General features: G+C 68.1%; 20 protein-coding genes and 3 pseudogenes. 16 read left to right on the top strand and 7 right to left on the bottom strand.

What is annotated here, in order from left to right; all coding sequences use genetic code 11:
• Nucleotides 1-48 precede the first annotated feature (48 nt).
• Nucleotides 49-735, bottom strand: a complete 687-nt coding sequence (locus BLU77_RS05705) for a DUF899 domain-containing protein (protein WP_089772075.1) — start codon at nucleotides 733-735, stop codon at nucleotides 49-51.
• A gap of 91 nt (nucleotides 736-826) precedes the next feature.
• Between BLU77_RS05705 and BLU77_RS05710 the strand changes: the two genes are divergently transcribed.
• From BLU77_RS05710 to BLU77_RS05730, 5 genes are all read left to right on the top strand, one after another.
• Nucleotides 827-1,441, top strand: coding sequence for a TetR/AcrR family transcriptional regulator (locus BLU77_RS05710; protein ID WP_245708684.1), 615 nt, complete (start codon nucleotides 827-829; stop codon nucleotides 1,439-1,441).
• A 78-nt stretch (nucleotides 1,442-1,519) separates the two neighbouring features.
• Nucleotides 1,520-1,903 carry a QcrA and Rieske domain-containing protein gene (locus tag BLU77_RS05715; RefSeq protein WP_175476947.1) on the top strand — a complete coding sequence of 128 codons (384 nt, stop codon included), beginning with the start codon at nucleotides 1,520-1,522 and terminating at the stop codon, nucleotides 1,901-1,903.
• A 265-nt stretch (nucleotides 1,904-2,168) separates the two neighbouring features.
• On the top strand, nucleotides 2,169-2,585 hold the full coding sequence (locus BLU77_RS05720; RefSeq protein ID WP_139177623.1) for a cupin domain-containing protein: 417 nt from the start codon (nucleotides 2,169-2,171) through the stop codon (nucleotides 2,583-2,585).
• Between the two features lie 61 nt (nucleotides 2,586-2,646).
• The gene (locus tag BLU77_RS05725; RefSeq protein ID WP_175476948.1) at nucleotides 2,647-3,945 is read left to right on the top strand and encodes an ester cyclase; all 1,299 of its coding nucleotides are present in this window, start codon (nucleotides 2,647-2,649) and stop codon (nucleotides 3,943-3,945) included.
• A gap of 27 nt (nucleotides 3,946-3,972) precedes the next feature.
• Nucleotides 3,973-4,794, top strand: coding sequence for an SDR family NAD(P)-dependent oxidoreductase (locus BLU77_RS05730; RefSeq protein ID WP_089772079.1), 822 nt, complete (start codon nucleotides 3,973-3,975; stop codon nucleotides 4,792-4,794).
• Between the two features lie 110 nt (nucleotides 4,795-4,904).
• Here the strand turns inward: BLU77_RS05730 and BLU77_RS05735 are convergent, their stop codons facing one another.
• The gene (locus BLU77_RS05735) at nucleotides 4,905-6,416 is read right to left on the bottom strand and encodes a helix-turn-helix domain-containing protein (RefSeq protein WP_089772080.1); all 1,512 of its coding nucleotides are present in this window, start codon (nucleotides 6,414-6,416) and stop codon (nucleotides 4,905-4,907) included.
• Between the two features lie 106 nt (nucleotides 6,417-6,522).
• On the opposite strand from BLU77_RS05735, the pseudogene BLU77_RS05740 reads away from it, so the two are divergent.
• A pseudogene (locus BLU77_RS05740) lies at nucleotides 6,523-8,414 on the top strand (phosphoenolpyruvate carboxykinase (GTP)).
• A 12-nt stretch (nucleotides 8,415-8,426) separates the two neighbouring features.
• Here the strand turns inward: BLU77_RS05740 and BLU77_RS05745 are convergent.
• Nucleotides 8,427-8,951 carry an SRPBCC domain-containing protein gene (locus BLU77_RS05745; protein WP_089772081.1) on the bottom strand — a complete coding sequence of 175 codons (525 nt, stop codon included), beginning with the start codon at nucleotides 8,949-8,951 and terminating at the stop codon, nucleotides 8,427-8,429.
• Nucleotides 8,952-9,108: 157 nt separating this feature from the next.
• On the opposite strand from BLU77_RS05745, the gene BLU77_RS05750 reads away from it, so the two are divergent.
• A complete protein-coding gene (locus BLU77_RS05750) occupies nucleotides 9,109-9,672 on the top strand; it encodes a hypothetical protein (RefSeq protein WP_089772082.1) in 564 nt (187 codons plus the stop codon).
• 83 nt (nucleotides 9,673-9,755) lie between these two features.
• Here the strand turns inward: BLU77_RS05750 and BLU77_RS05755 are convergent, their stop codons facing one another.
• Nucleotides 9,756-10,595, bottom strand: coding sequence for a LysR substrate-binding domain-containing protein (locus BLU77_RS05755; RefSeq protein ID WP_089772083.1), 840 nt, complete (start codon nucleotides 10,593-10,595; stop codon nucleotides 9,756-9,758).
• A 317-nt stretch (nucleotides 10,596-10,912) separates the two neighbouring features.
• Here BLU77_RS05755 and BLU77_RS05760 point away from each other — a divergent pair, with 317 nt between their 5' ends.
• Complete coding sequence (locus BLU77_RS05760) at nucleotides 10,913-12,196, top strand: MFS transporter (RefSeq protein WP_175476949.1); 1,284 nt, start codon at nucleotides 10,913-10,915, stop codon at nucleotides 12,194-12,196.
• Here BLU77_RS05760 and BLU77_RS05765 read toward each other — a convergent pair.
• Nucleotides 12,180-14,657 carry an ATP-dependent DNA ligase gene (locus tag BLU77_RS05765; protein WP_089772085.1) on the bottom strand — a complete coding sequence of 826 codons (2,478 nt, stop codon included), beginning with the start codon at nucleotides 14,655-14,657 and terminating at the stop codon, nucleotides 12,180-12,182. The genes BLU77_RS05760 and BLU77_RS05765 overlap by 17 nt on opposite strands.
• Nucleotides 14,658-14,789: 132 nt before the next feature.
• Between BLU77_RS05765 and ku the strand changes: the two are divergent.
• The 4 genes and pseudogenes from ku to BLU77_RS05785 all read left to right on the top strand — a co-directional run bounded on the left by ku (nucleotide 14,790) and on the right by BLU77_RS05785 (nucleotide 20,407).
• Nucleotides 14,790-15,685, top strand: a pseudogene (ku, locus tag BLU77_RS05770) (non-homologous end joining protein Ku).
• Between the two features lie 199 nt (nucleotides 15,686-15,884).
• The gene (locus BLU77_RS05775; RefSeq protein WP_089772086.1) at nucleotides 15,885-17,828 is read left to right on the top strand and encodes an ABC transporter ATP-binding protein; all 1,944 of its coding nucleotides are present in this window, start codon (nucleotides 15,885-15,887) and stop codon (nucleotides 17,826-17,828) included.
• Entirely contained in the window at nucleotides 17,828-19,651 is a 1,824-nt protein-coding gene (locus tag BLU77_RS05780) for an ABC transporter ATP-binding protein (RefSeq protein ID WP_089772087.1), read from the top strand. The genes BLU77_RS05775 and BLU77_RS05780 overlap by 1 nt, the downstream gene beginning before the upstream one ends.
• A 75-nt stretch (nucleotides 19,652-19,726) precedes the next feature.
• Nucleotides 19,727-20,407, top strand: coding sequence for a hypothetical protein (locus BLU77_RS05785; protein ID WP_089772088.1), 681 nt, complete (start codon nucleotides 19,727-19,729; stop codon nucleotides 20,405-20,407).
• Nucleotides 20,408-20,445: 38 nt separating this feature from the next.
• On the opposite strand, the gene BLU77_RS05790 is transcribed toward BLU77_RS05785, so the two are convergent.
• Both BLU77_RS05790 and BLU77_RS05795 read right to left on the bottom strand, forming a co-directional pair.
• Nucleotides 20,446-20,748 carry an aldo-keto reductase family protein gene (locus tag BLU77_RS05790; protein ID WP_089772089.1) on the bottom strand — a complete coding sequence of 101 codons (303 nt, stop codon included), beginning with the start codon at nucleotides 20,746-20,748 and terminating at the stop codon, nucleotides 20,446-20,448.
• A gap of 35 nt (nucleotides 20,749-20,783) precedes the next feature.
• Complete coding sequence (locus BLU77_RS05795) at nucleotides 20,784-22,127, bottom strand: ABC transporter substrate-binding protein (protein WP_175476950.1); 1,344 nt, start codon at nucleotides 22,125-22,127, stop codon at nucleotides 20,784-20,786.
• A gap of 137 nt (nucleotides 22,128-22,264) precedes the next feature.
• Here BLU77_RS05795 and BLU77_RS22875 point away from each other — a divergent pair, with 137 nt between their 5' ends.
• The 4 genes and pseudogenes from BLU77_RS22875 to BLU77_RS05815 all read left to right on the top strand — a co-directional run bounded on the left by BLU77_RS22875 (nucleotide 22,265) and on the right by BLU77_RS05815 (nucleotide 25,424).
• Nucleotides 22,265-22,858 carry an alpha-L-fucosidase gene (locus BLU77_RS22875; protein ID WP_175476951.1) on the top strand — a complete coding sequence of 198 codons (594 nt, stop codon included), beginning with the start codon at nucleotides 22,265-22,267 and terminating at the stop codon, nucleotides 22,856-22,858.
• Complete coding sequence (locus tag BLU77_RS22880; protein ID WP_175476952.1) at nucleotides 22,855-23,568, top strand: alpha-L-fucosidase; 714 nt, start codon at nucleotides 22,855-22,857, stop codon at nucleotides 23,566-23,568. Before BLU77_RS22875 ends, BLU77_RS22880 begins: the two co-directional genes overlap by 4 nt.
• A 32-nt stretch (nucleotides 23,569-23,600) precedes the next feature.
• The gene (locus BLU77_RS05810) at nucleotides 23,601-24,764 is read left to right on the top strand and encodes a mandelate racemase/muconate lactonizing enzyme family protein (protein ID WP_089772093.1); all 1,164 of its coding nucleotides are present in this window, start codon (nucleotides 23,601-23,603) and stop codon (nucleotides 24,762-24,764) included.
• Between the two features lie 55 nt (nucleotides 24,765-24,819).
• Nucleotides 24,820-25,424, top strand: a pseudogene (locus tag BLU77_RS05815) (RraA family protein).
• Nucleotides 25,425-25,498: the final 74 nt, after the last annotated feature.

The following is a 25,498-nucleotide window of genomic DNA, read 5'->3' on the forward strand; positions in this document are numbered from 1 at the left end:
CACCCACGGCGACCCCGCTACGTCACGTACGCTCCGCCGTCGCCGACATCACGCTTTCGGGCCGTACGCGGCCGCGATGCTCTCCGACCCGGACCAGCCCGCGTAGGCGGGCTGCTGCGGCCACCCCTCGGGGGAGTCCTGCCACTCCTCCTGACGCCCGTACGGCAGCAGATCGATGAGCGGGAAGGTGTAGGTCAGCTGTTCGGTGCCGCGCCCGTCCGTGTGCCAGGTGCGGTACACCTCGTCACCGTCGCGGAAGAAGACGTTCACTGCGAAACCTTCCCCAGGCCCGGCGCCCATGTCCGCGCCGAACGGGCTGTCGGCCGTGGAGTACCAGGTCATCCGGTTGCCCACCTTCTCGGCATAGGCGAGCGCCTCGTCGATCGGACCCTGGGTGACGATCACGAATCGTGCGTCGTAGTTGTCCAGGAAACCGAGCCGGGTGAACTGCGAGGTGAACCCGGTGCAGCCGGGGCACTGCCACTCCGCGCCCGGCTTCCACATGTGGTGGTAGGTGATCAGCTGCGTCTTGCCGTCGAAGACGTCGGCCAGGCGCACCGGTCCGTCGGCTCCGACCAGGGTGTACTCCGGCAGCTGCACCATCGGCAGTCGTCGACGTTGGGCTGCGATCGCGTCGAGCTCCCGGGTTGCCGCCTTCTCCCGCACACGGAGCTCGTCCAGCGCGTTGCGCCACTCGTCCTCGGCCACCACCGGTGGCTGTGCTGCATTCGTCATTGCCGCTCCTCCGTCGCTCTGTCTGCGATGTGTACGATGTGCACATCGGCGATGTATACACTGTAGACATCCGACGGGAAAGGATCAAGAGGTGGCTCAGAGCGGTACCTACCATCACGGGAACCTGCGCGCCGCGCTGGTCGACGCCGGACTGGAGATGATCCGCACGGGAGGTCCCGAGGCGCTCTCGCTACGGGAGGTGACCCGCGCCGTCGGGGTCACCCCGAGTGCCGCCTATCGCCACTTCGCCAGCCGCCAGGCGTTGCTCGCCGCAGTCGCGGCCGCCGTGCAGGAACACATGGCCGAGGCCATGCTGCGGCACTGGCCGGACGGTAGCGACGCCGAGGCCGCCCGCGCGCGCCTGCATGCCGTGGGAACGGGTTACATCGAGTTTGCGCTCGCCGAGCCCGGATGGTTTGCCGCCTTCTTCCCGCCAGAAGGCGCCACGCCCGACGGCGGACCCTCATCTGCGCAGCCGCCGCGCCCGTTCGCTCTGCTCACCCAGGCGCTCGACTCGATGGTCGAGGCCGGTGCGCTCGGCCCAGGTGCCCGGGGCGGCGCCGAGTGGCCGTGCTGGTCCGCCGTGCACGGTTTCGCCCACCTGGCCAGCACCGGGCCGTTGCAGCATCGTCCCGATCCGGAGTTGCGTGCGCTGGCGAGTGCCACGGTGACGGCCATCATCGACGGGGTCAGTTCCCGCCCCTGAGTCGAGCGCCGACTCGAACCCGATGCGCGCTCCTCCGGTAGCGTCCCTCCTATGTGCTCCTGCCCGAACCGTCGTCAGGTGTTGCTCGCCACCGGTGGTGGTGCCGCCGCCGCGCTCACCCTCGCTGCCTGCTCTCAGCCCGCACCCGAACCGGACGAGCTCGGCGCAGGGGTGGTGCTGATGCCCCTCGACGACGTCGGCGTGGGCGAGGCGAAGGCGGTCACCACCGAGGACGGGGTGGAGATCATGGTGGTCCGCTCGGGGGAGCAGGACGTGCATGCGTTCAGCGCGATCTGCACCCACCAGGGGTGCTCGATCCGCCCGGAGGAGGGTGAGCTGTACTGCCCGTGCCACGGGTCCCGGTTCGACCAGAGCACCGGCGAGCCGACCGACGGGCCTGCGGAGGAACCGCTGCCCGAGGTTGCCGTGGCGATCGAGGACGACAACGTCGTCACCGTCTGACGGCGACCGAGATCGGACTTCGTCCTGGCCCGATGGCCGGTGAGAAGGTCTTCGCATCTTACAAATCGAGGACACAATGGCACGAAAGCGCAGTTCTTGTTGGGCGGGTCGCTTCTTTCTGATAAAGCGAGGTGGCGGCCCTGAGATGCTGGCGAGATGATGTGATCAATTCGTGCACCATCTCTCAGACAGGTCCCACTGACGTCACCTACGATCGGAGTGTCCATCCGAAAAATGTATTGGCATTCAGAAAATCGGTGATGTAGTGAGTGATCCCTCCCGGGAAACGATTGTCGACAAGCACTCGACCGTCGACGAGAAGTCGACGCATATTGCTGCTGTGCGCATTGGAGATATCCCGCTCAAACCTGGAGCATTGCCGATCCTTGATCGGGCCATGCGCCTGCGGAGAATGGACGTACACCCCGGCGGAGTCATTGGTCTGCACGACCATTCCGATCGGCCAGCAATCTTGTTCGTCCTGCACGGGAGCATGACGGTGCACGACGATAACCTCGGGACGTCTGCCGTGGTCAACGAGGGTGAGGCCGTAGCCGAGTTCGGTGACGTCCAGCACTGGGCTCAGAACAACTCCGACAAGCTGCCGCTGGCGCTGCTGACGTTCGACCTGCTCGACGACAGTGCCTCGCCCCTGCCCACGACGATGCCCCCGGGACACTGATATGGCTGAGCGCGAGCACCTTTCCCGATCTCGATGGAACCGCACCAGCGTGCACAGCGTCGTGACGACGTTGGATCGCTTGGAGTCAGCGATCAGCGACTACGGAGGAATCCGCCACATCGCTCGGGTCGACCAGACATCGGTCGCACGTACCGGCGGAGCACGCGTGGCACCGGCCGAGGTGCTGATCATCGAGAACCCTGCGCTCGTCGCCCAGGTGGCGTCTGTCGACCTGGAACTGCTCGTCGACCTCCCGATCCGCGTGCACGTCTGGCAGGCACCCGGCGGTCGGACGCGAGTGCGCACCGCACAGCCCTCACAGATCGCTGCCTCGAGCGATCATCCGACCGTGCGTCAGGTCCGCCATGCCATCGAGACGATCCTTGGCGCCTGGCTGGACTTCGCCGTCAGCGACGCCGAGCAGGTGGACCTGCCCGCGCAGAGCGGTGAAACAGGGGAACTGGGTGAGGGGCGAAGAGAGATGGTGCTCCCGGACAGTTCGTCGCCGCGAGAGCTGGCCGCGCGGTTCCATCCGAACTTCAATAGTCGCCGACTCGATCGGAATGGCGAACGTACGGCCGAGGACGTCGTGGTGAACTCCAATGGTGTGCACGTGTACGGTCGCGACTCCTTCGTCCAGCGGCTCAGCCGCTACGAGACCCCGTTCCCGGGTCTGCAGCTGCGAGACCGGATCATTATTGAAGACGACCGCTCCGCCGCAGTCTTGTACGTCCTTCAAGGAGCACACGGTGGCCCCTTTGCAGGGATCGACGCCACGGGTAACCAGGTCGAGGCATACAGCGGCGAGATCTTCGACTTCAACGAGCAGGGTCTGCTCGCTCACCTCCTCACCGTCACTCACCTCGGACACCTGAAGGAGCAGGTGCACGGCCACCGTGAGGTGTCCGACCACGAGCAGGTGACACTCCTGCCCGTGGTGCCGGTCTCCGCCGCGATGGGCGAGTCCGTGACAGCTGCTGCGCGTTCGCTCTACGACTGCGAAGGCGGAGACTCTGGCACCCCAGTCATCGATCCGGAGACCATCGTCATTCTCGACGGCACTCCTGAACGCGGTCCCAAGGCATGGAAGGCCCGGCTTGACGCGTGGCAGACGGCGCTTCCCGATCTCGTGGTCACCGTCGAGCGGGTCCTGGCGGACGGAAATCGGCGCGTGGTCTCGCTCCTTGCGCGGGGTACTCATCGTGGTCCCTACGCCATCGGGGGCGAGGAACCGCTACCTCCGACCGAGAAATTCGTGGAGTTCCGCATGATGGATTTCCTCGAGTTCTCCGAAGCCGGGCGGCTCGTCGAGGTCGTCTCCATCTACAACACCCATGACATCCGCGATCAGCTCACCTGATCCGAACACCTAGTCAGGAAGACGCTCGTGGAATCCAGACAATCTGAGCAGAAAATCCCTGATCTGCCGAGTCTGAGTGATCTGGGCTCGCTGCGGGGACGAGTTGCTGTCGTCACAGGTGCAGCCAAGGGGATCGGTCTAGCCTGCGCGAGGCGTCTCGCGGAGGCAGGGGCGGACGTCGCTCTGTTCGACATCGACGGCGCAGGAGTTGCCGACGCTGCAGAGCAGATCGCCCGCGATTTCGGTGTGCGAACGCTCGGCAGCATGGTCGACAGTTCTGACAGTGTTGCCGTGCGCACCGCTATCGAGACGGTGACGACTGAGCTCGCGGGCCTGCACATCTGGGTGAACAATGCGGGGATCTTCCCGGAGATCGCCACGTTGGACATCAGCGAGAGTGACTACGACAGGTTGATGACCTTGAATCAGCGGGGGATGTTCCTCGCATCGCTCGACGCGGCCCGCGCTATGCGCGACCACGGCGGCGGTGTCATCATCAACATGTCGTCGGTGTCAGGGTTGATCGCGGCAACGAACTCGGCGCACTACGTCGCAGCGAAGCATGCAATCGTCGGCTCTACCAAAGCGTTCGCACGTGACCTCGCACCCTACGGAATCCGTGTGCTCGCGGTCGCTCCGACGCTGGTGCGGACGCCAGGTGTGCAAGCCGGCCTGGACCACGACGAGCACAGTCGTGCCGCCCTTGAGGCGTTCGTGGCCCAGATCCCGATGGGGCGTGCCGCTGAACCCGATGAAGTTGCCAGGGTGGTGTACTTCGCGGCCACGGACCTCGCAGCGTTCATGACGGGCTCTGTGCTGACGGTCGATGGTGGAGAACTCGTTCTCTGAGGTCCGCAGCGATGGAACCTCTTGACCGGTGTTCCGCTGATGACGTGTGAAGGCCTGTTGCGTGACCTGATGTGAGTGGTGCGACCTGCAACGGAGGGCCGGCGCGTCCTTCACCGCTGAAGTGGGGTGTCATTCTCGAGAGATGGAGTTGTGGGGGCGTTCGCTTCCAGAAAGGCGTACACCTCGGCGTCGTCCACGCCCGGGAAGCGCCCGGCGGGCAGTGGCGCGAGTACCTGTGCGTGCGCCGCAGCGCTGGGCCAGGAGGCATCCCGCCACCGGGCGATGAGCGCCTCCTCCGGTCGCCGGCAGCAGGATTCGTCGGGGCAGGTGGAGGCCTCCCGACGGCGGGTCTCCCGGCCGCGGAACCATTTCGCCTCCTCGAACGGCACTCCCACCGTGATGGAGAACTCGCCCGACTCGGTGCTGCCGGTCTGGGTGGAGCACCAGAAGGTGCCGTGGGGAGTGTCGGTGTACTGGTGGAACTCGGTGGTGCGCGTGCGGCGAGCGAAGGCCGCGCGCGCCGCCCAGTGCCGGCACACGTACTGCCCCTCCACGGCACCGGTCACATCACTGGGCAAGCCCACGCCGTCGTTCGCGTACCCCTTCTCCAGGGTGCCGTCCTCAGCCACCCGCAGGAAATGCACCGGGATCCCCAGGTGCGCGGTGGCGAGGTTGGTGAACCGCTGCGCCGCGGCGTCGTGCGTCACGCCGAAGGCGTCCCGGAAGTCCTCGATCGCGATCTCCTTGGCGCGCTTGCGTGGCTCCAGGTGCTCCAGTGCTGCGCTGCGGGGGATCAGGCAGGTCGCGGCGAAGTAGTTGATCTCCAGCCGTTGGCGCAGGAAATCGGCATAGCTGGTGGGGCGCGTGTGCCCGAGCACGCGGTGCGCCATCGCCTGCAGGGCGAGGGAGCGCAGCCCGTGGCCGCCCGGGATGGATGCTGGTGGCAGGTAGATCCGCCCGTTCTCCAGGTCGGTCACGGTCCGGGTGGAGTGGGGCAGGTCGGGCACGTGGATGATCTCGAACCCCATGCTTCCGGCGAGGTTGCTCACCGTGGAGTGAGTGAGCGCACCGGAGGTGTAGCCGGCCTTGCGGACCGCCTCCTCGCCGAGCTCCTCGATCTCCGGCAGGTAGTTGTCGTGCCCACGCATCCAGTCCCGCAGCTCGGTGTTCGCCCGCCGTGCCTCCTCCGGGGTGGCCACGGCTCGAGCAGCTCGCTGCTCGAGCTCGGTGTGCAGGCCGACGAGCTGTTCCAGCACCGGCAGTGGCAGGGTGCGGCTCGGACGCACGGTCGACAGGCCGAGCTGGGCGAACAAGGGGCCGCGCTGCGCGCGTTCCAGGGCGATCTCCAGCTCGGCGCGCCGGTCCGGTGGTGGTCCCGCATCGAGCAGGTCAGCGGTGGGCACGTCGAGGGCGGCCGCGATCGCGGAGAGCAGGGTGAGGCGGGGCTCTCGCCGGCCGTTCTCGATGTGGGAGAGCTGACTGGCGGTGGATCCGACCTGGTCGGCGAGCTGGGCGAGAGTGAGTCGCTGCCGGGTGCGGGCGTGTCGGATCCGCTTGCCCAACGTCAACGCGTCCAGCGTCTCGGTGCCGTAGGTCTGGTTGGACGATGCACTATCTGCCATGTCATGACGATATGGCAAGAATCGCGAAACTTGCACGCGCAGGATGCGCATTGCGGCGTGTCGGAGGCGACATCGTGATCATATCGCCACTTCGGAGAGGATTCTGATGACCGCCACGCTGGACACTCGCACTGCCATCGACGCCCCCGCCGTCGAGAACCGGATCCCCACCCCGCACCGAGAGCCGGGGGAGAACCTCCCGCACGGGATCGCGGCGGCTCGCACCTTCGTGGCCGACGTCGCCGCACTCACCCAACCGGACGCCGTCGTGTGGTGCGACGGCTCCCAGGAGGAGAACGCCCACCTCCTGGCAGAACTGTGCGCTCGCGGCACCCTGATCCGGCTGAACCCCGAACGGCGCCCGAACAGCTACCTGGCCCGCTCGGACCCGCGCGACGTCGCCCGGGTGGAGTCGGCCACCTACATCTGCTCAGCGCGCGAAGAGGACGCCGGCCCCACCAACAACTGGCAGCACCCGGCCCAGATGCGCACCACGCTGCGCGGCCTGTTCACCGGCTGCATGCGTGGCCGCACCCTCTACGTGGTGCCGTTCTCGATGGGCCCGGTGGGCGGCTCGCTCTCCCAGGTGGGCATCGAGCTCACCGACTCGCCGTACGTCGTGGCCAACATGCGGTTGATGACCCGGATGGGGGAGGCGGCCCTGCGCGAGATCGAGACGGGTGCCGGGTGGGTGCCCGCCGTGCACTCGGTCGGGATGCCGCTGCGCACCCCCGCCGGCGACGAACTGAACGACGTGGCCTGGCCGTGCAACGAGACGAAGTACATCACCCACTTCCCGAGGACCGGGAGATCTGGTCGTTCGGCTCCGGGTACGGCGGGAACGCGCTGCTCGGGAAGAAGTGCTACGCCCTACGCATCGCCTCAGCAATCGCCCGTGACGAGGGCTGGCTCGCCGAGCACATGCTGCTGATCCGGCTCACCCACGCCGACGGGCGCCGCTACCACGTGGCCGCCGCCTTCCCCTCGGCGTGCGGCAAGACCAACCTGGCGATGCTGCGCTCGGTGCTGCCCGAGTGGGAGGTGACCACGCTCGGGGACGACATCGTCTGGATGCGTCCGGGCGCGGACGGCCGGCTCTGGGCCATCAACCCGGAGGCGGGCTTCTTCGGAGTGGCCCCGGGCACGGGGGAGAGCACCAACCCGACGGCGGTCCGCACCCTGACCAGGGACGTGCTGTTCACCAACGTGGCCCTCACCGACGACGGTGACGTGTGGTGGGAGGGCCTCACCGACACCCCGCCGGAGCACCTGGTCGACTGGCGTGGCGAGGACTGGACGCCGCAGCAGGCTGCTGAGACAGGCCGCACCGCGGCACACCCGAACGCCCGGTTCACGGTTTCCGCCGCCCAGTGCCCGATGATCGACGAGGACTGGGAGGCGCCCGACGGCGTCCCGGTGGACCTGATCCTCTTCGGTGGCCGGCGCGCCACGAACGTGCCGCTGGTGGCAGCCGCGCAGACCTGGCAGCAGGGCGTGTTCTACGGCGCCACGATCTCCTCCGAGCGCACTGCGGCGGCCGAGGGCACGGTGGGGGAGCTGCGGCGGGATCCGTTCGCGATGCTGCCGTTCTGCGGCTACCACATGGCCGACTACTGGGCGCACTGGCTGCGGGTGGGGGCCGGTCTGACCGGGCCGCCCGCCGTGGCGCAGGTGAACTGGTTCCGCAAGGATGCCGGCGGCACCTTCCTGTGGCCTGGGTTCGCGGACAACATCCGCGTGCTCGACTGGTTGGTGCGCCACCTGGAGGGTGCGGCACCAGGGCGAGCGACCGCCGTCGGGACGGTGCCCGAGGCGAGCGAGCTGAACCTGGACGGGCTCGACCTGCCGGCCGAAGACCTGGAGCAGGTGCTCACCGTGGACCCAGACGGGTGGGTGTACGAGACCAGGCAGACGGGCGAGTTCTTCGCCGGCTTCGGGCCGCGGCTGCCGCAGGCGCTCGCCGAGGAACTGACGGCGTTGCGGGGCCGCCTCGGGTAGGTGGGGTGGCGCCTATCCCAGCTCGAGATAGTGCTCGGTCAGGTCTGGCCAGTAGTCGGACCAGTCGGGCATCGGGGCGCCGGTGTGTGCGGCCACGAGGCGGTCGAGGTAGTAGTCCCAGCCGGGGCCGATGGAGCGGATCTCGTCGCCCTGACGCAGCAGATGGGCGAACACGAGCTGGGTGGTGCCGTCCACCTCATGCAGGTCCACCCGAAGGTGCCAGGTGCCCGCCTCGCTGGCGAACGCGGCCTGCAGGCGGTGCGGCGGCTGGCAGTCGATGATCGTGACCTGCTCGGGCTCGGCGCTCTCCTCGGCGTTCATGGTGAAGGTGACCGTGCGCCCCTCGAAGGCATCGCCCTGCTCGGCCGTCTTCGGCGGGCTCTGTCCCTCGTCCCATGCCCAGGTGCCGATCCAGGCAGCGGTGCCTTCCGGCGTGGTGAACGAGGCCCACACCTCGGCGACGGGAGCGGTCAAGGTTCGTTCGAAGACGAGCTCCAGGCCGGAGGGGTCCTCACGCAGATATCCGGTCGCTTCCATGTCCCTATCCTCGCCGACGCCGGCAACTCCTGCGCGCGTTCGCGCTCGATACGCTGCGCGGCGCGAGATGGGGAGTTCTCTCCTGCCGCGGACAGGAATGGTGCGCGGACGCCGCACTAGGGTGGCCGAGACCGTTTCGAGGAAGGTGGAGCACCCGATGAGCCAGTACCAGCCGCCGCAAGGCCAGCCACCGGTGCCCGGTGCGGCGCCACCGGGTGATGCCTACGGTCAGCCCGCCCAGCAGGGCGGTTACGGTCACCCGGCCCAGCCGGGTGGGGCCTACGGGCAGCAGCCGCCGCCCGGGGACTACGCACAGCAGCCGAGCGCCTACGGCCAGCCGGGGACCCACGCGGCAGGTGCACCAGCTCAGCCCGGCGCCCCGATGTCCTACCCGGCCGGTCCGCAGGGACCGGGACTGTTCGACACTACCTTCACCACCTCCACGATCGCCAAGACCGCAAAGCCGGCCTTCGTCGCAGTGATCGTGCTCTCCGGTGCGCTCGCCCTCGCGGGGCTGTTCTCAGCGATCGCTCAGTTCGCGCAACTGCGTTTCGGCGGTGCTGTCAGCGCACTCGGTGGACTCATCGACCTAGTGCTCTACGGCGGGCTCGCCTTCGCTGTGCTGGTGCTCGGCCGCCTCCTCGTGGACCACGTGGTGCAGTCGGCCAAGGAGCGTGAGGCGGTGGCCGCTGCTCGCGCCGCGGCCGAGCAGGAAAGCTAACCACCACTCCCGCGAACGCAACGTTGTGCGGCTTCCAGCCTCGAGAAGCCGCACAACGTCGCGTTCGGCCGGGCAGGTGCGGGCTAGTGTCGCCCCAAGATCGCCGAGGCCAGCGCCTCGACCGGCTCGCGGGCCGCACGTGGGTTGTCCACCAGGGTCAGGTCGATGTCACCGAGCTCGGGCAGCCCGCTGGAGGCCGGCATGATCACCAGGTCCGAGGGCACCAGACTCTGCGCGAGTACCGTCACGCCCAGTCCTGCCCGTACCGCTGCCAGGACGCCGTGGATCTCCCGGGTGGTGCAGGTGACCCGCCAGGTGCGGCCGGCCCGTTCCAGCACCCCGGTCGCGGTATTCCGGGAGGGGCTCGGGTTCGGGTAGGTGATCATCGGGACGATGTCGTCCGCAGTCAGTGCCGTGCTCTCCAGGCCGACCCAGGCCAGTCGGTCCCGTCGCACCAGCCGGCCGGTGGTCTCGTCCGGGAGCTGTTTGATGAAGACCAGGTCCAGGTGCCCGGCCAGCAGGCGACGGTGCAGCACCAGGGACTGGGCCACCGTCAGCTCCATCGTGATCTTCGGGTGCAGCTGCCGGAACTCGCGCAGGATCCGGGGAAGCTGCGTGAGGGCGAGATCATCTGCGGCACCGAACCGGAGCCGGCCACTCATCGCCGACCCGGTGAAGTATGCGGTGGCCTGGTCGTGCGCAGCCAGGATCGTCCGGGCGAAACCGGCCATCGCGTGACCATTGTCCGTGAGTGAGACCTCGTGGGTGTCCCGCAGCACGAGCCGACGGTTGGCGGCCTTCTCGAGCCGGGCGACGTGCTGACTGACCGTGGGTTGGCTGATCCCGAGCCGTTCAGCCGTCCGGGTGAAGCTGAGCGTCTCGCTCAGGGTGAGGAACGTGCGTAGTTGTGCGGGTTCGAACAATGGGAGTATCCAGACCTTGTATCGATTCGGCCACGATACGCCCGGCTATTGTGGTGCGCAATGGCTCTTATAGCAGGCATGCGTTGGATTAATGACGGTGTTCCTCCGTACGGTGGATGAGGTAGCCCCGATCGGGCACCACATCCCCTTCATCTACTTCGTTCTCGAGGGAACTTTCCGTGCGCTCGGCGACACCAGCCCCGACAGCCACCCCACCCGCCCACTCACCGAGCACCGCACCGGTGCCGCCCGTCGTCCCACCGGTCGAATCGCGCGGCTCACAACGGCGGACGAAGCCCCGTCGCAGGGAGTCGAGCGTGCTCGCGGCCCTGCGAGTACGCAATTATCGCTTCTACGTCGGCTCCATGATCCTGACCAGCACCTGCGGGTGGGCAGCACGGGTGGTGCAGGACTGGCTGGTGCTCGAGCTCAGCGGGTCGGCGGCCCTCGTCGGCCTGACCGTGGCCCTGCAGTTCGCCCCGATGCTGCTGTTCGGGCTCTTCGGAGGGGTGCTGGCCGACCGGTACGACCGACGCAAGATCCTCAGCGTCACCCAATCGCTGTTCGGGTTCTTCACCCTGGTGCTCGGGGTGCTGACCCTGGTTGGTGTGGTCGAGGTCTGGCACGTGCTGCTGGCCGCGTTCGCCGGTGGCATGACGATCGTGGTGGACAATCCAGCACGGCAGGCGTTCCTTCCGGAGATCACCGGGCCCACGCACCTGCGCCGTGCGATCAGCCTGAACACGTCGGTGTTCCAGCTCGGCGCCCTGGTCGGGCCGATGTTCGCCGCGGGCCTGATCGCGCTCGTGGGCAACGGGTGGGCGTTCATCGCGAACTCGATCGCGTGCGGGGTGGCCGCCTGGTTCATCTTCACCATGCGGCGTTCTGAGATGCATCCCGTGCCGCGATTGACGCGTGCCAAGGGACAGCTGCGCGCCGGTCTGCACTACGTGCGGCACACACCGGAGATCCTCTGGGCGTGCGTGCTCGTCGGGTTCGTGGCTCTCACCGGCGTGAACATGGCGACGGTGCTCGCCGCCTACGCCGATGAGGTGGTGCAGATCGGTGCCAGCGGATACGGCCTGCTCACTTCCACGCTCGCACTCGGCGCCATCACCGGTGCCATGCTCGCCGGGCGCGCACGGCGGCTGCGGTTGCGCACCCTGGTGTCCGGTGCCGTGGTACTCGGCCTCCTGCAACTGGTGGCCTCCGCCGTCGGAAGCCTGTGGCTGTTCCTGGTGGTGCTCTACCTGATGGGCATGACCTGCCTGCTCTACCTCACCCGCAGCAACACCATGGTGCAGACGAGCGTGGACCCCGCGATGCGCGGCCGCGTGCTGTCCTTGTACGTGCTCATCAACATGGGTGCTCAAGCGGTGTCCGGTCTGGTGATCGGTTGGGTGATCGAGCTCGGCGGTGTGCACGCGGGCCTGGTTGCCTGCGCGGCCGGGCCGCTGCTCGGAGCCGTCGTGGTCGGGCTGATCCTCGCTCGCCGCGGCCACCTGCGTCCGGTACTACGGCGCACCCAGGTGCACGCCGGTCGGCTGCACGCCCCGGCGTTACGCCTGGACTTCGAGCCCAGCCTCACTCGGGCTGCCTGAGCAGATCGGCCACGGACTTGTCCGGGCGCCACCCGCGCCACACGGGATGGCGCAGCCGTCCGCCGTCGGACCATTCCGCGAAGGCCACCTCGGCCACCTGCTCGGGACGCACCCACCGTGCCCCGCGGGCATCGAGGGGCGGGACGTCGTCGAATGGCGGATCGGGCACCTCCACCGCGGCGAACCGATCGACCCAGCTGCGGGTCTCGGCGTCGGTGAAACCCGTACCGACCCGGCCCACGTAGCGCCAGGACCCGTCCAGGTGCGGCAGCCCGAGCAGGAGCGCACCCACGCGACCGGCTCGCCCGCCCTGCCCCGGACGCCAACCGCAGACCACCGCGTCCACCGTCTCGACGTGCTTGATCTTGACCCATGACCGGCTCCGACGCCCCGGCAGGTAGCGGGAGTCCGGCCGTTTCGCCATCACCCCTTCCAAACCCCAGGCGCGGCTGGCCGCCAGGGCGGCATCCAGATCACCGTCGAACGCCGGGGGCACCTGCACCCGTGGTCCGGGCGTCACCAGGGCCTCCAGAATCTCCCGACGGCGGACCTGCGGTTCGTCGAGGAGGGATTCTGTCTCCCGAGCGAGGGCGTCGAAGAGCATCAGGTGCACGCCCTGGCGGCGTGCCGCCGCACGCACGTCAGCTTCCCGACTTGCCTGCATCCGTGGCTGGAGCCGGGCGAAGGAGGGGCGACCGGCCGCGTCCAGGGCGACCACCTCACCGTCGAGGATGGCATGCGAGGCGGCCACAGCGTCGGCCACCTCGGCCAGCTCCGGGTAGGACGCAGTGATCTCCCGACCGCTGCGTGCCCAGAGGCGCACCACGCCGTCGTTGATCTCCACCACGCACCGTTGCCCGTCCCACTTCATCTCGACCGGCCAGTCCTCGCCCACGTCGGCCGCCGTGCCGGCGACGGCGAGCATCGGCGTGGGGGCACGAAGCAGCGTGGCCCGGGGCTCAGCGGGCACCCGGGGCGTCGCCGGCCTGCGCGTGCCCTTCGCACCCGGTGGTCCGGCCATCAGGTGTAGCAGCCAGTGCCGCTTCTCCTCAGCGGACTCGGCGCGGGCACCGGTATGGATGAGTGCGAACGTGCTGGTGCGTCCCGGACCACCGGACAGTCCGCCGTCGGGGGCGCCGGTGAGCGTGACGATGATCTCGGCCCCCGCACGCCACTTGTGCACCTCGTAGGTACCGGTGTCCCAGATGCTCATCTCCCCGGCGCCGTACTCACCATTCGGGATCGTGCCGGAGAAGGTGAGGTACTCGATCGGGTGATCCTCGGTCTGCACCGCCAGGTGCTGGCGGGCCGGCTCGGTGGGCATGCCCTTGGGGACCGCCCAGCTCACCAGCACGCCGTCGTCGGCCAGGCGCAGATCCCAGTGCAACCGGCTGGCGTGGTGCTCCTGGATCACGAACACGCGCTCGGTGCCGGGCACCGGCGCGGCCTCCGGGACCGGCTCCGGGGTGCGATCGGGGCGGCGCATGGAGCGGTAGGTGGCGAGCGGGTCGGCACGCGCCGGGTCGGCACCGGCTGCGCCCTCGGGGGCGGCGAAGGTGTCGGACCCGTGCGCGCGCCGCTCCAGCGCGGCCATCGGGTCCTCGGTCGTCGCGATCCGCTCCAGCACCTCGGCCAGCTCCAGGTGTCGTAGACCTGGGTCGTCCAGCTCTGCCCACGTGCGGGGGACGGCGACGGTGGGCCGGTCCCGCCCCCGCAACGAGTACGGGGCGACCGTGGTCTTGTTCGGGTGGTTCTGGCTCCAGTCGATGAACACCTTCCCGCCGCGCTGAGCCTTCGCCATCTGCGCGGTGACGGCGTCCGGGTGGTCCGCCTCCAGGCTGGTGGCCAGCTCGCGGGCCAGGGCCCGGATCTGCTCGGCATCGTGGCTCCCGTCCAACGCGGCATAGAGATGGAGGCCCTTCGACCCGCTGGTCACCGGGACGCAGTCCCAGCCCATTCCGTCCAGCACGAGCCGGATCCATCGCGCCACCTCGGCCACCTGGGCGAGCTCCACCCCGGGGCCCGGGTCGAGGTCGAAGACGATGCGATCGGGGTTGCGGGGCTGTCCGGTGGAGTCGAACCGCCACTGCGGCACGTGGATCTCCAGTGCTGCCATCTGCGCCAGCCACACCAGCGTGGCGCGATCGTTCACCATCGGATAGGTGTTCCGGTGGTCGGAGTGCTGCAGTTCCGCCCGGGGCACCCAGTCCGGCGTGCCGGAGTCCAGGTTCTTGGTGAAGAAGACCTGCCCGGGCTCGTCCGCCGTACCCACCCCGTTCACCCAGCGCTTCCGGGTGGCCGCCCGGCCGGCGCAGTGCGGCACCATCATCGGCGCCACCTGGGAGTAGTAGCTGATCACGTCCGCCTTGGTGGTGCCGGTGGCCGGGTAGAGCACCTTGTCCAGGTTGGTCAGGCGCACTCTGCGCCCGTCCACCTGCGCGATCGTCTCCGTGCCGGCCATGTGCCCATCGTGGCGCATCCGCCGGACCTTCGGCAGGGCTCGGCGTGAGGGTCGCAGTGGAAATTGAGGCTCGAGACGTGTGTACTGGCCTGTGATGAGTGATTCGCTCATGGTGACTCGGAGGGAGCGGGGATGCGCGCGATCTGGAAGGGCTCGGTCACGTTCGGCCTGGTGAACGTGCCGGTCTCCGTCTACAGCGCCACCGAGAGCCACGACGTCCGGCTGCACCAGGTGCATGACGCCGACGGCGGACGTATCCGGTACCAGCGCAAGTGCGAGCAGTGCGGGGAGATCGTTCCGTACGAGCACATCGACAAGGCCTACACCGACGACGAGCAGAGCATCGTGCTCTCACAGGAGGACTTCAGCACCCTGCCGGCCGAGCGGAGCCGCGAGATCGATGTGCTCGAGTTCGTCCCGTCGGACCAGGTGGAGCCGGTGATGCTGGACTCCGCCTACTACCTCGCTCCGACCTCGAACTCCACGAAGTCCTACGTGCTGCTGCGGCGCACTCTGGAGGAGTCCGACCGTACGGCGATCGTGTCCTTCACGCTCCGGCAGAAGACCCGGCTCGCCGCGTTGCGGGTGCGCGGGACGTGCTGATGCTGCAGACCCTGCTGTGGTCCGACGAGATCCGTGCGCCCGAGTTCGAGAGCCTCGAGACCGAGGTGAAGATCAGCGCCAAGGAGCTGGAGATGTCCGCCGCTCTGGTCTCTGCCTATGAGACCGACTTCGCACCGGAGGAGCACCAGGACGACTACCAGATCCAGCTCAAGGCGCTGATCGACGCCAAGCTGGAGAAGGGCGAAGGCGTCGCGGTGGAGGAGACCGTGGAAGAGGAGTCCGGCGAGGTGCTCGACCTCATGGAGGCGTTGCGCCGTAGCGTCGAGGCGAGCCGGGGGAGTCGGGCGGCGGAGCCCAGCTCGAGCGACGACCCGGGCGAGGATGAGAAGTCCAGCACGGCCGGCAAGAAGACCGCGAAGAAGTCCAGCAGCTCCGCCTCGAAACGAGCCACCAAGAGCGCCTGAACCCGCGACCTCGGCGATCCCTCTGCCGCTTCGAGGGAGAGCAGGAGTATTATGGACAACGCTGTCCAACGTGGGGGACCGCGCGCACCGGGCACCAGCACGACCGAGCCGGGCAGCACCGCCGGCCCGAGTGGTGTGCGAGGCTGCGCGCCGCCATCGAGACGGTCACCGCCGACGACTGAGGAGGCCCACTCCACCCATGCCCTCTGATCATCCCGGCCGCGGGCGACGCGGTTCCGCACCCGATCAGTCCCACTCCGACCAGTCCGAGCCACGGTCCGGCGCCCCGAGCACCCTCCCGCCGAGCGCCGCCGTCGTTGCCACCCTGGCCCGGCTGTACCCCTTCTTCCGCCCAGCGATCCCACGATTCGTCGCCGGGATGCTCTGCGCCCTCGGGGCGAGCCTGGCGGCCCTGGCCATCCCGCAGGTGATTCGTTGGGCCGTCGACAACCCGCTGCTGGACTCCGTGGGCTCGGCCGACCGCAGCGGCGTCTGGCTCGCGGTGGCGCTCGTGCTCGGCCTCGGTGTGCTCGAGGCCGCGTTCATCGCCCTGCGCCGTGCATTCATCCTGATCCCCGGCACCAGGGTGGAAGCCAGCATGCGGTTGGCACTCTTCCGCCACCTGCAGGACCTGCCGGTCGCCTTCCACGACCAGTGGCCCGGGGGACAGTTGTTGTCCCGCTCGATGAGCGACCTCGGCATGCTCCGCCGCTGGCTCTCTTTCGGGATGGTGATGCTCGTGGTGAACGCCACCACGATCGCCGTCGGGGTGGGTCTGATGATCTACCTGGGCGGCTGGCTGGGCATCGCCTACCTGGCCAGTGCGGTGCCGGTGATGTACTTCTCCTACCGCTTCTCCTCCCGGTTCCGCCGCATCTCCAGGCTCAGCCAGGACCAGGCCGGCGATCTCGCCACCACGGTGGAGGAGTCGGTGCATGGGATCCGCGTACTCAAGGCGTTCGGCCGCGGCCGCGAGGCCTACCAGAACTTCTCCGCGCAGGCTGATCGGCTGCGCCACACCGAGCTGCACAAGGCGCGCACGCTGGGCGCCTTCCTGTTCGCGATCACCGCGATCTCGGAGGTGATGCTCGGACTGTGCCTGATCGCCGGTGTCTGGCTCGCGCTCGACGGCCAGATCACCGTGGGCGCCCTGGCCGCGTTCTTCACCACGGCGGTCGTGGTCAGCGGACCGGTGGAACAGCTCGGGCACCTCGTCTCGATGACGCTCTTCGCCAAGACCGCGGTGGACCGCTACTTCGACGTGCTGGACACACCGAACGTCGTGGACGATCCAGCCGAGCCGCAGCGTCCCGAGCATCCGCGGGGCGAAGTGGTCTTCGACAAGGTGCAATTCGTCTACCCCGATGAACCACCCCCGGATCATGCCTGGCGTGACCCCGACCGCCCGTGCGAGGAGCCCCGCCGGGAAGTGCTGGACGGGATCGATCTGACCGTCCGCCCGGGGGAGACGATGGCGATCGTGGGCCTGACCGGCTCCGGGAAGACGACCCTGATCTCGCTGGTGCCGCGCCTGTTCGACGTCACCGGAGGGTCACTGCGGATCGACGGCGTGGACGTGCGCGACATGACCCGCCACGACCTGCGCGAGCTCGTCTCCATCGCATTCGAGGACGCCACGCTGTTCTCGGCCACGGTGCGCGAGAACGTGCTGCTCGGCGCACCGGAGGGACAGGACGGCGATGCCGACCTGGACCGTGCCCTCACCGTCGCCCAGGCCCAGTTCACCCGCGGACTGCCACACGGCCTGGAGACCACGATCGGCGAGGAGGGCCTCAGCCTCTCCGGGGGGCAACGGCAGCGCCTCGCACTCGCCCGTGCCGTAGCCGCCCGGCCGCGGGTGCTGGTGCTCGACGACCCGCTCTCCGCTCTGGACGTGGCGACCGAGGAGATCGTCACTGCCCACCTGCGGGAAGAGCTCACCGACACCACCACCATCGTGGTGGCGCACCGCCCCTCCACCGTGGCGCTCGCAGACCGCGTGGCGGTGCTGCAGGACGGGGTGATCTCCGCCGTCGGCACGCACACCGAGCTACTCGCCACGCACGAGCACTACCGTTTCGTGATCTCCAGCCTGGTGGACGAGGACTCCGGCGAGAGCCGGCCGGTGGAGGTGAGTTCCTGATGCGTACGACCACGCCCGTGACGCCACGCGGAGTGCAGGACGAGGAGAACAGCAACCTCGACCGCGCAGACTCCCGGTTCATCCGCCGGAGGTCGCTCCGGCTCTTGGGCAGCCTGCTGCGACCGCTGCGCACGTTGTTCATCCTCACCGTGGCCCTCGTGGTCGCGGCGCAGGCAGCCCGCGCTGCCGGGCCGGCCCTGATTGCGCATGCGATCGACGTCGGCCTTCCCGCCGCCCAGGACGGGACCTGGGTGCCGACCGTGGTCACCGGTGGGATCTACGTGCTCGCTGCCCTGGTCTCCGGCGCCGCGACCGCAGGGTATGTGCGCCTGGCCGCCCGGGTGGCTCAAGCGATCCTGCTCGACCTGCGCCAGCGCGTGTTCCGGCAGACGCAGCGGCTCAGCCTCGAGTTCCACGAGTCCTACACCTCGGGCCGGATCATCTCTCGGCAGACCGCCGACCTGGACGCGCTCAAGGAGCTGCTCGACTCCGGGATCACCCAGCTCGCTGCCGGGTTCCTGTACATGACCTTCGTCGGCATCTCGCTGTTCCTGATGGACTGGCAGGCCGGCCTGGTGCTGTTGGTCGCCGTGATCCCGGTGGCGCTGATCACTCGCTGGTTCCAGAAGCGGTCCCAGGTGCTCTACCGCATCTCCCGGGTGGCGTCGGCGCGACTCATCGTCAACTTCGTGGAGACGATGAACGGGATCCGCGCCGTGCACGCGTTCCGGCGCGAGGACGCGAACAACGTCACCTACTCAGGGCTGACTGAGGAGTACCGGCACAACAACGCCCGCACCATGGGCCTGAACGGTATCTACGACCCGGCGCTGCAGCTCACCGGGAATGTCACGGTCGCGGTCGCCATGGCGATCGGTGCATTCCGGGTCCTCGACGGGCAGCTCGAGGTGGGCGTGCTCGTCGCCACCCTGCTCTACACCAAGCGGTTCTTCCAACCGGTGGGGCAGATGGCGATGTTCTACAACTCGTTCCAGTCGGCGGCGGCCGCCCTGGAGAAGATCTCCGGGCTGCTCGAGGAGGTCCCCACCGTCCGCCAGGCCGAAAGGCCGGTGGCACTCCCGACGGCGTCCGGTCACCTCCGCTTCGAGGGAGTGCGGTTCGGGTACGGTTCGGACGCGGTGGTGCTGCCGAACCTCAACCTGGACGTCCCCGGTGGGCAGACCATCGCCCTGGTGGGACAGACCGGTGCGGGCAAGTCCACGGTGGCCAAGCTGGTCGCCCGGTTCTACGACGTGACCGCCGGCCGGCTCACCCTGGACGGGGTGGACCTGCGGGAGATCTCGATGAAGGACCTGCGCCGCGCCGTGGTGATGGTGACGCAGGAGGCGTACCTGTTCTCCGGGACGGTGCGGGACAACATCGCCCTCGCACGCCCGGACGCCACGGACGAGGAGATCGAGGCGGCAGCCCGCGCGGTCGGCGCGCACGAGTTCATCCTCGACCTGCCCGAGGGCTATGACACCGACGTGAACAAGCGCGGTGGCCGGGTCAGTTCCGGGCAGCGCCAGTTGATCTCGTTCGCTCGCGCGTTCCTCGCGGATCCGGCGGTGCTCATCCTGGACGAGGCGACCAGCTCGCTGGACATCCCGGGGGAGCGGCTCGTGCAACGGGGGCTGCAGACGCTGCTGGCCGACCGGACCGCGCTGATCATCGCGCACCGGTTGTCCACGGTTGCGGTCGCCGATCGGGTGCTGGTGATGAGCGAGGGTGAGGTGGTCGAGGACGGCTCGCCGGAGGAGCTGATCGGCGGGACAGGACGGTTCGCTGCCCTGCACAAGGCGTGGCAGGACTCCCTGGTCTGAGCCGGCGCCGCACGTCCAGAGGAATCCGGGCCCGTCAGTGGGCAGTGTGGGCAGCATTGCTGCAAGGATGTGTTCATGAGTGATGCTGCTCGCAAGCCCGCGTCCTCGGCGCCGCCTGCCTGGATCCGCACGATCACCACCGTGCTCGGCGCTGTGATTGCCGTGGTGGTGCTGTTCGCCCTGGGGAGTGCGTTGCTGCCCGGGTGGTGGGCGTCGGTGGTGACCGGGTGGGTGGCCGGTGTCTCCAGCGCAGGCGTCCTCGCGGGCCTGCTGATCGGTGTGCTCTTCACGCTCGGGCCGGTGGCGGTCGGCTACCTGGCATTCCGGCTCCGCACGGCATGGCGAACTCGGCTGATCATCGGCGCAGTGGCGCTGCTCCTCACCCTGCCGGTGGTGCTCACCATCGCGATCGACGCGTCCACCACACTCGCCGCCACGCAGGCACGCACCGAGATGGTGATCGGAGCGCCATCGTTCACCGGGGCGGTCTACGCGGGTGCGCTCATCTCCCTGGTGGTGGGTGTGGCGACTATTGCACTGACCTGGCGCTGGGTCGTCGCCCGCCGGGAGGTACGCAGCCTGCGTGGCAACCTCGCCAAGGGCAAGGCTCGGGAGAAGGACCGGGATGCCCGGGACGCCGCGGCCGAGGAGGCCCGCAGCGCAGCCGCCCGGGACGCCGCTGCCCGCGAGCGGGAGGCGTCGAGCACCGACCCCGCGTCCCCCGATGGCACGGACGGATCGGCCCCTCGCACGTAGATACCGGGCGGGTCGACCGCCGGTACCTGCCGCGATGCTCAGCCGATCGCTGCCAAGGCGTCCCACGCCGCGGCGAGCCGGGCAGGCCTTCGCAGCTTGTCCGCCGCTGCGGGCGCGTGGTCATATCGGGCATCGTGAGAAGGGCGTTCGGTGGCGAGGATCCCTGAGTTGAATGCCCCCGCGATCACGACCGACCGACCACCGGCGGCCTCGAACACTGCGTCCGCCTGTGACTCCATCAGGGTGTGGCGCCCCGCGAGCATGGCCCGATCGATGTCGGCTGTGCGGAACAAGGTGGCTACAGCGTCCACGGAGGTGGAACCGATACCCACCCCCGTCACGAGCCCACGGGTCGTGCAGGGAGCACAGTCATCGGTCAGCCTGCGTTCTCGCGTGTCTCGAGGAGGTGGTCCTGCTGGGTCTGGGCCACCTCTGCCGGGCTCAGCTCGCCTGCCAGCATGTCTTGCACCAGGGGGTCGATGAACTGCTGGCCGAAGCCGCCCGGCACGGTCGCCGTCCATCCTGGCTGGCCACCGTTGTCTCTGATGTCGGCGAGGAACTGTTGGGAGATCTCGGGCAGCTGAGCGAGGGCGTCGTCCGGAAGGGAATTGACCGAGGGGAGGGATGCCCCGACGCCGACGACCGCTTCTTCCTGCATCTGGTCGCTGAGCACGAACTCGATGAACTCCATCGCCCAGGCCCGGTTCGGGGCGTTCTCGGGGACGCCGAGGGCGTCGCCGAAGTACATCGACATCTGGGTCGGTGACCCGCCGTCCATCGGGGGCAGCAACGCCCACTCCGGGGTGAACTCCGCATCGGTGAAGTTCGCGACCGATGCGGTGGCGCCGAGGACCATCCCGGCGAGGCCTTGGATGAAGGGCCCTTCCGCGATCGGACTGTCCTGGCCGAGGAAGCCGTCCTGGAACACTCCGGCCGCTCCCAGTCCGTCGATGGTCTCGATGACGTCGACGAAGGGGGCGGAGGCGTACTCTGCGGTGACCTCGACGTCGGGGTTGTAGTTGCCGAGGTAATTCGCCATTTCCTCCTCGGTCGTGACCGTGGGCAGGAAGGCGTCGATCATCCAGCTCAGCCGGTTGCCCGAGCTGCCACCGATCTGGAGCGGGCCGTAGCCGGCGGCGCGCAGTTCATCGGCGGCCTCGACGAGTTGGTCGATGGAGTCGAAGCGGTGGTTCTGCGGGGCCTCGATCCCGACCTCGGCGAACAGGTCGGGGTTGTAGTAGACGATGTTGTACCCCACGGAGGTATACGTGGCGACGTAGGGCACGCCGTCGGTCTTGAGCGACTCGCCGGACTGACCAAAACGACTGTCCAGGTCCGCGGATTCCCACACGGGGGTGAGGTCGGCCAGCGCTTCCGCGCGGATCAGCTGGGTGTAGACCTCGCTGTTGATCGGGATCAGCCCGACGTCGGGTGGTGAGTTGGAGGCCAGCGTGGCGAGGTTGGAGCCGGTCTTCTGCTCGACCGAGACCGTGACGAGCTCCACCGTGACGTTCGGGTTGGCCTCCTCGAACGCGGTCGCGATATGGGCCATCATCCCTTCGCCGGCCGGCTGTTGTTGCACCGTCAGCGTGATGGGTTCGTCGGTACTGAGAGAGTCCGGGTCTGACTCGCTGGCTGCGTTCGACGAGCAACTGGCCAGGGCCAGCGCCAGTGCGCTTCCAAGCGTGAGAGCCAGTCGTCGTGTGGTGTCCCGTTGCATGTGTCCTCCTTGACATCGGATGGCTTGCGTTGCACAGTAAATGGAATTACCTCCACCATGCAAGGGCTGCATGTGCGTGACGTGACGGAGATGAGCTGATGAACAGCAGGGCAAGGGTGCAACGACGGATACCGCAGATGCGGCGGGAGAGCGCGTGGTTCGACGACGCGAAACTAGGACTGATGTACACGTGGGGGTTGTATTCCGTACCAGCGTGGGCACCTACGGACCCGAGACAGCTCGAGGAGGTAGCGGGTGGCACCCCGGGATCGACTGGTCCATGGGGTCACATGTCACCACTGGCAACCACGAGCTATGCGGAGTGGTACCAGAACTCGATGAGTCTGATCGGTTCGCCCACCTGGTTCTACCACCAGGCACAGTGGGCCGGTCGTTCGTACGAGAGCTTCAGGAATGAGTTCGAGGCCGGTCTCGAGACCGTCGATCTTTCTGGCTGGACGGAGCTTGCATGCGCGGCCGGGGCGAAGTACATCGTCCCGTTGGCCAAGCATCACGATGGCTATCTGCTGTACCCCTCGCAGGTGCCGTCGCCGTACCGCGACGGCTTCCACACTCCACGTGATGTGATCGGCGACCTGGCTGAACTCGCTCGAGCGGCAGGGCTCCGCTATGGGGTCTACTACTCGGGCGGACTCGACTGGACTGCTGCAGGACTCCCGGTGGCGCGCGGGAGGACCTGGTCACTGATCGTGATGCTCCCCGCGACGTGAGGCGGCCGCCGCTCACCGAACAGTACTGGCCGGAGCCCTATGCCCGTCTCGCGCATGCTCACCTCCGGGAAATCATCGACCGATACCAGCCGTCCATCCTGTGGAACGACATCGGGTATCCGGACGCCGGTGACGCGCCCGACATCATCGCGCACCTGCGTGCCACGGTCCCCGATGCGGTCATCAACGACCGCATCCAGCACCCGGACCACGACTTCGAGAGCCCGGAGTACGACGCGACCTACCAGTCAGACCGGAAGTGGGAGCTGTGCCGAGGTCTCGGGATGTCCTTCGGGTACAACATGAACGAGAGTGAGGAGCACATCCTCTCCGGGCGAGAATCGATCGACCTGCTGATCGATGTTGTCGCCGGCGGCGGGAATCTGATCTTCGGTATCGGTCCGGACGCTCACGGCGGGTTCAGCGCCGAGCAGCAGCGGCCGCTCCGTGAGCTCGGCCAGTGGCTGGAGGTCAACGGGGCGGCGATCTACGGGACCGCACCTCTCCTCGATCCACCGAAGATCCCGGAGGTGCGCTTCACGGCGACCGAGACTCGCACCTTCGCTCTCACGTCCCGTCAGTCCTTCGAGATCGACCTGGGATTCGTCGACGTACAGGCCGTGGATCCGCGCGTTCATGCCCGGATCGAGGGAACGACGGTCGTCGTCGACAACCCGACCGGCGCCCCGACTGCGATCGCGTTGACGTGACGACCGCCGTGCACGAGAGGACAAGCGAAGCGATGGCTGACCAGATCCGAATCACCGACCTCCGCCCAGTGCTTCTGAGTGCGGTGTACCCGCCCGGTGAGGAGTTGCGATGGATCGGTGGGACGATCCGTGGGTGGGACGCCGCCCTGGTGGAGGTCACGCTTGAGGACGGCACCACCGGACTCGGCGAAGTGGGCGCCGGCATCATGGCCGCCGCGGCGGTACCTGGCCTCGTCGAGGTGTATCGGCCGTACGTCATCGGTAGGGAGTTCGCTCACCCGCTCGAGGTGGGCGATCACCTGCGGGCCTACACGGCCTTCTGGTCTCGCGGCGGAATCGCCAGCGGTACTGCCGGGGCCATCGAGATCGCTGTGCTCGATGCGGTGGCCAAGCGCAGTGGCGTCCCGGCTTACGAGCTGCTGGGCGGGTTGGCGAAGTCGCGCGTCGAGGCGTATGCCAGTGGCGGGGTGGGCAGCGAGTTCGACGAGGTCCTGCGATGGGTGTGCGACCAGCTGGAGCACGGGTTCACGACCGTGAAGTTCCGCGCCATGCAGGACGCTGAGACCACGGTCGCGCTTCTCGACCATGTGCTTCCCGCACTCCCGGAGGGAGCCTCATTCGTCCTCGACGGCGTGCAGGCGAGCGCATCCCGACCGTGGACCTGGGAGGAAGCACTGGTTGTTGCGCAGCGGCTGGAACAGGCCGGAGCGCGATGGTTCGAAGAGCCGTGCGGCGCGTCCGACGTGTCCGGCTACGCCGCGCTGCGTTCGCGCACATCGGTCCCCATCTCGGGGATCGAGTCGACGAGCCGCGTGCAGGACTTCGAGCAGCTGTTCGCGGCTGACGCGGTGGGCATCGCACAACCTGATGCGACCTTCGTCGGCGGTATGGCGGCCTTCAGGTCCGTCGCCGATGCGGCAGCCCGGGTGGACGTCGCCGTGGTGCCACACGTCTGGGGCTCGGCTGTGACATTCATGGCGAACTTGCACGCCACGCTGGCGCACGAGCACGTGCGCTTGTTCGAGTTCTGCCGCCTGCCCAACCCCCTTCGCGACGAGCTTCTCGTCGAACCTGTCGACATTGATGCTGAGGGTTTCGTCCATGCACCGATTACGATCGGACTTGGTGTTCAGCTCACTCCGGAGCTCGAGCACCGGTTCGCCTACAGTAAGGAGTCCGGCCATGTCATCCGATAGTGCGATCGTCCCGACGTTCGAGCCACAACCCGGGGACGAGCGGCTCACAACGGCCATGATCTCCGACTCGCTCGATGCGATCGGACTGCGGCACCAGACCACGACCCGCTTGTCCCCGGTGGTTCCCGGCGTGGTGTGCATCGGGCGTGCCCGCACGTTGCGGTTCGTCCCCACCGGCGTGGACGCCCCCGACGGTCCGTACGACGACGCGATCGCCTACATCGACGCGCTTCGTCCGGGACACCTCGTCGTGAGCGCGACAGGCGGCAACGATGTCACCGCGACCTGGGGGAGCTGTTCAGCGCCGCGGCCAAGGGCCGGGGAGCGGTCGCTGCTGTCACCGACGGTGCAGTGCGTGACAGGGCGAAGATCCAAGCCGTCGGCTTCCCGGTGTACTCGGCAACCTGCCGCCCCAACGACTTCCGCGGGCGGATGCGGGTGGAATCTGTCGGGGAGCGAGTGACCTTTCACGGTATCGAGATCTCCGACGGCGACCTGCTCGCGATCGACGACGATGGGATGGCGGTCGTACCCCAGGCCCACGAGCAGGAGGTCCTGTCCCTGGCACGGGAGCGGGCCACGGCTGAGTCGGACGTTCTTGCCGATCTGCTCGCCGGAGAGACTTTGAGCTCGGTGTGGGAGCGGTATCGAATCCTCTGACCTCAGCGCTGAACGCGCTCACGACGCCATCCCCGGGCCTGTCACGGCTCGGGGATGGCGTTTTTGTCGCTGGT

Source organism: Ruania alba (genome assembly GCF_900105765.1).
Classification (GTDB): domain Bacteria; phylum Actinomycetota; class Actinomycetes; order Actinomycetales; family Beutenbergiaceae; genus Ruania; species Ruania alba.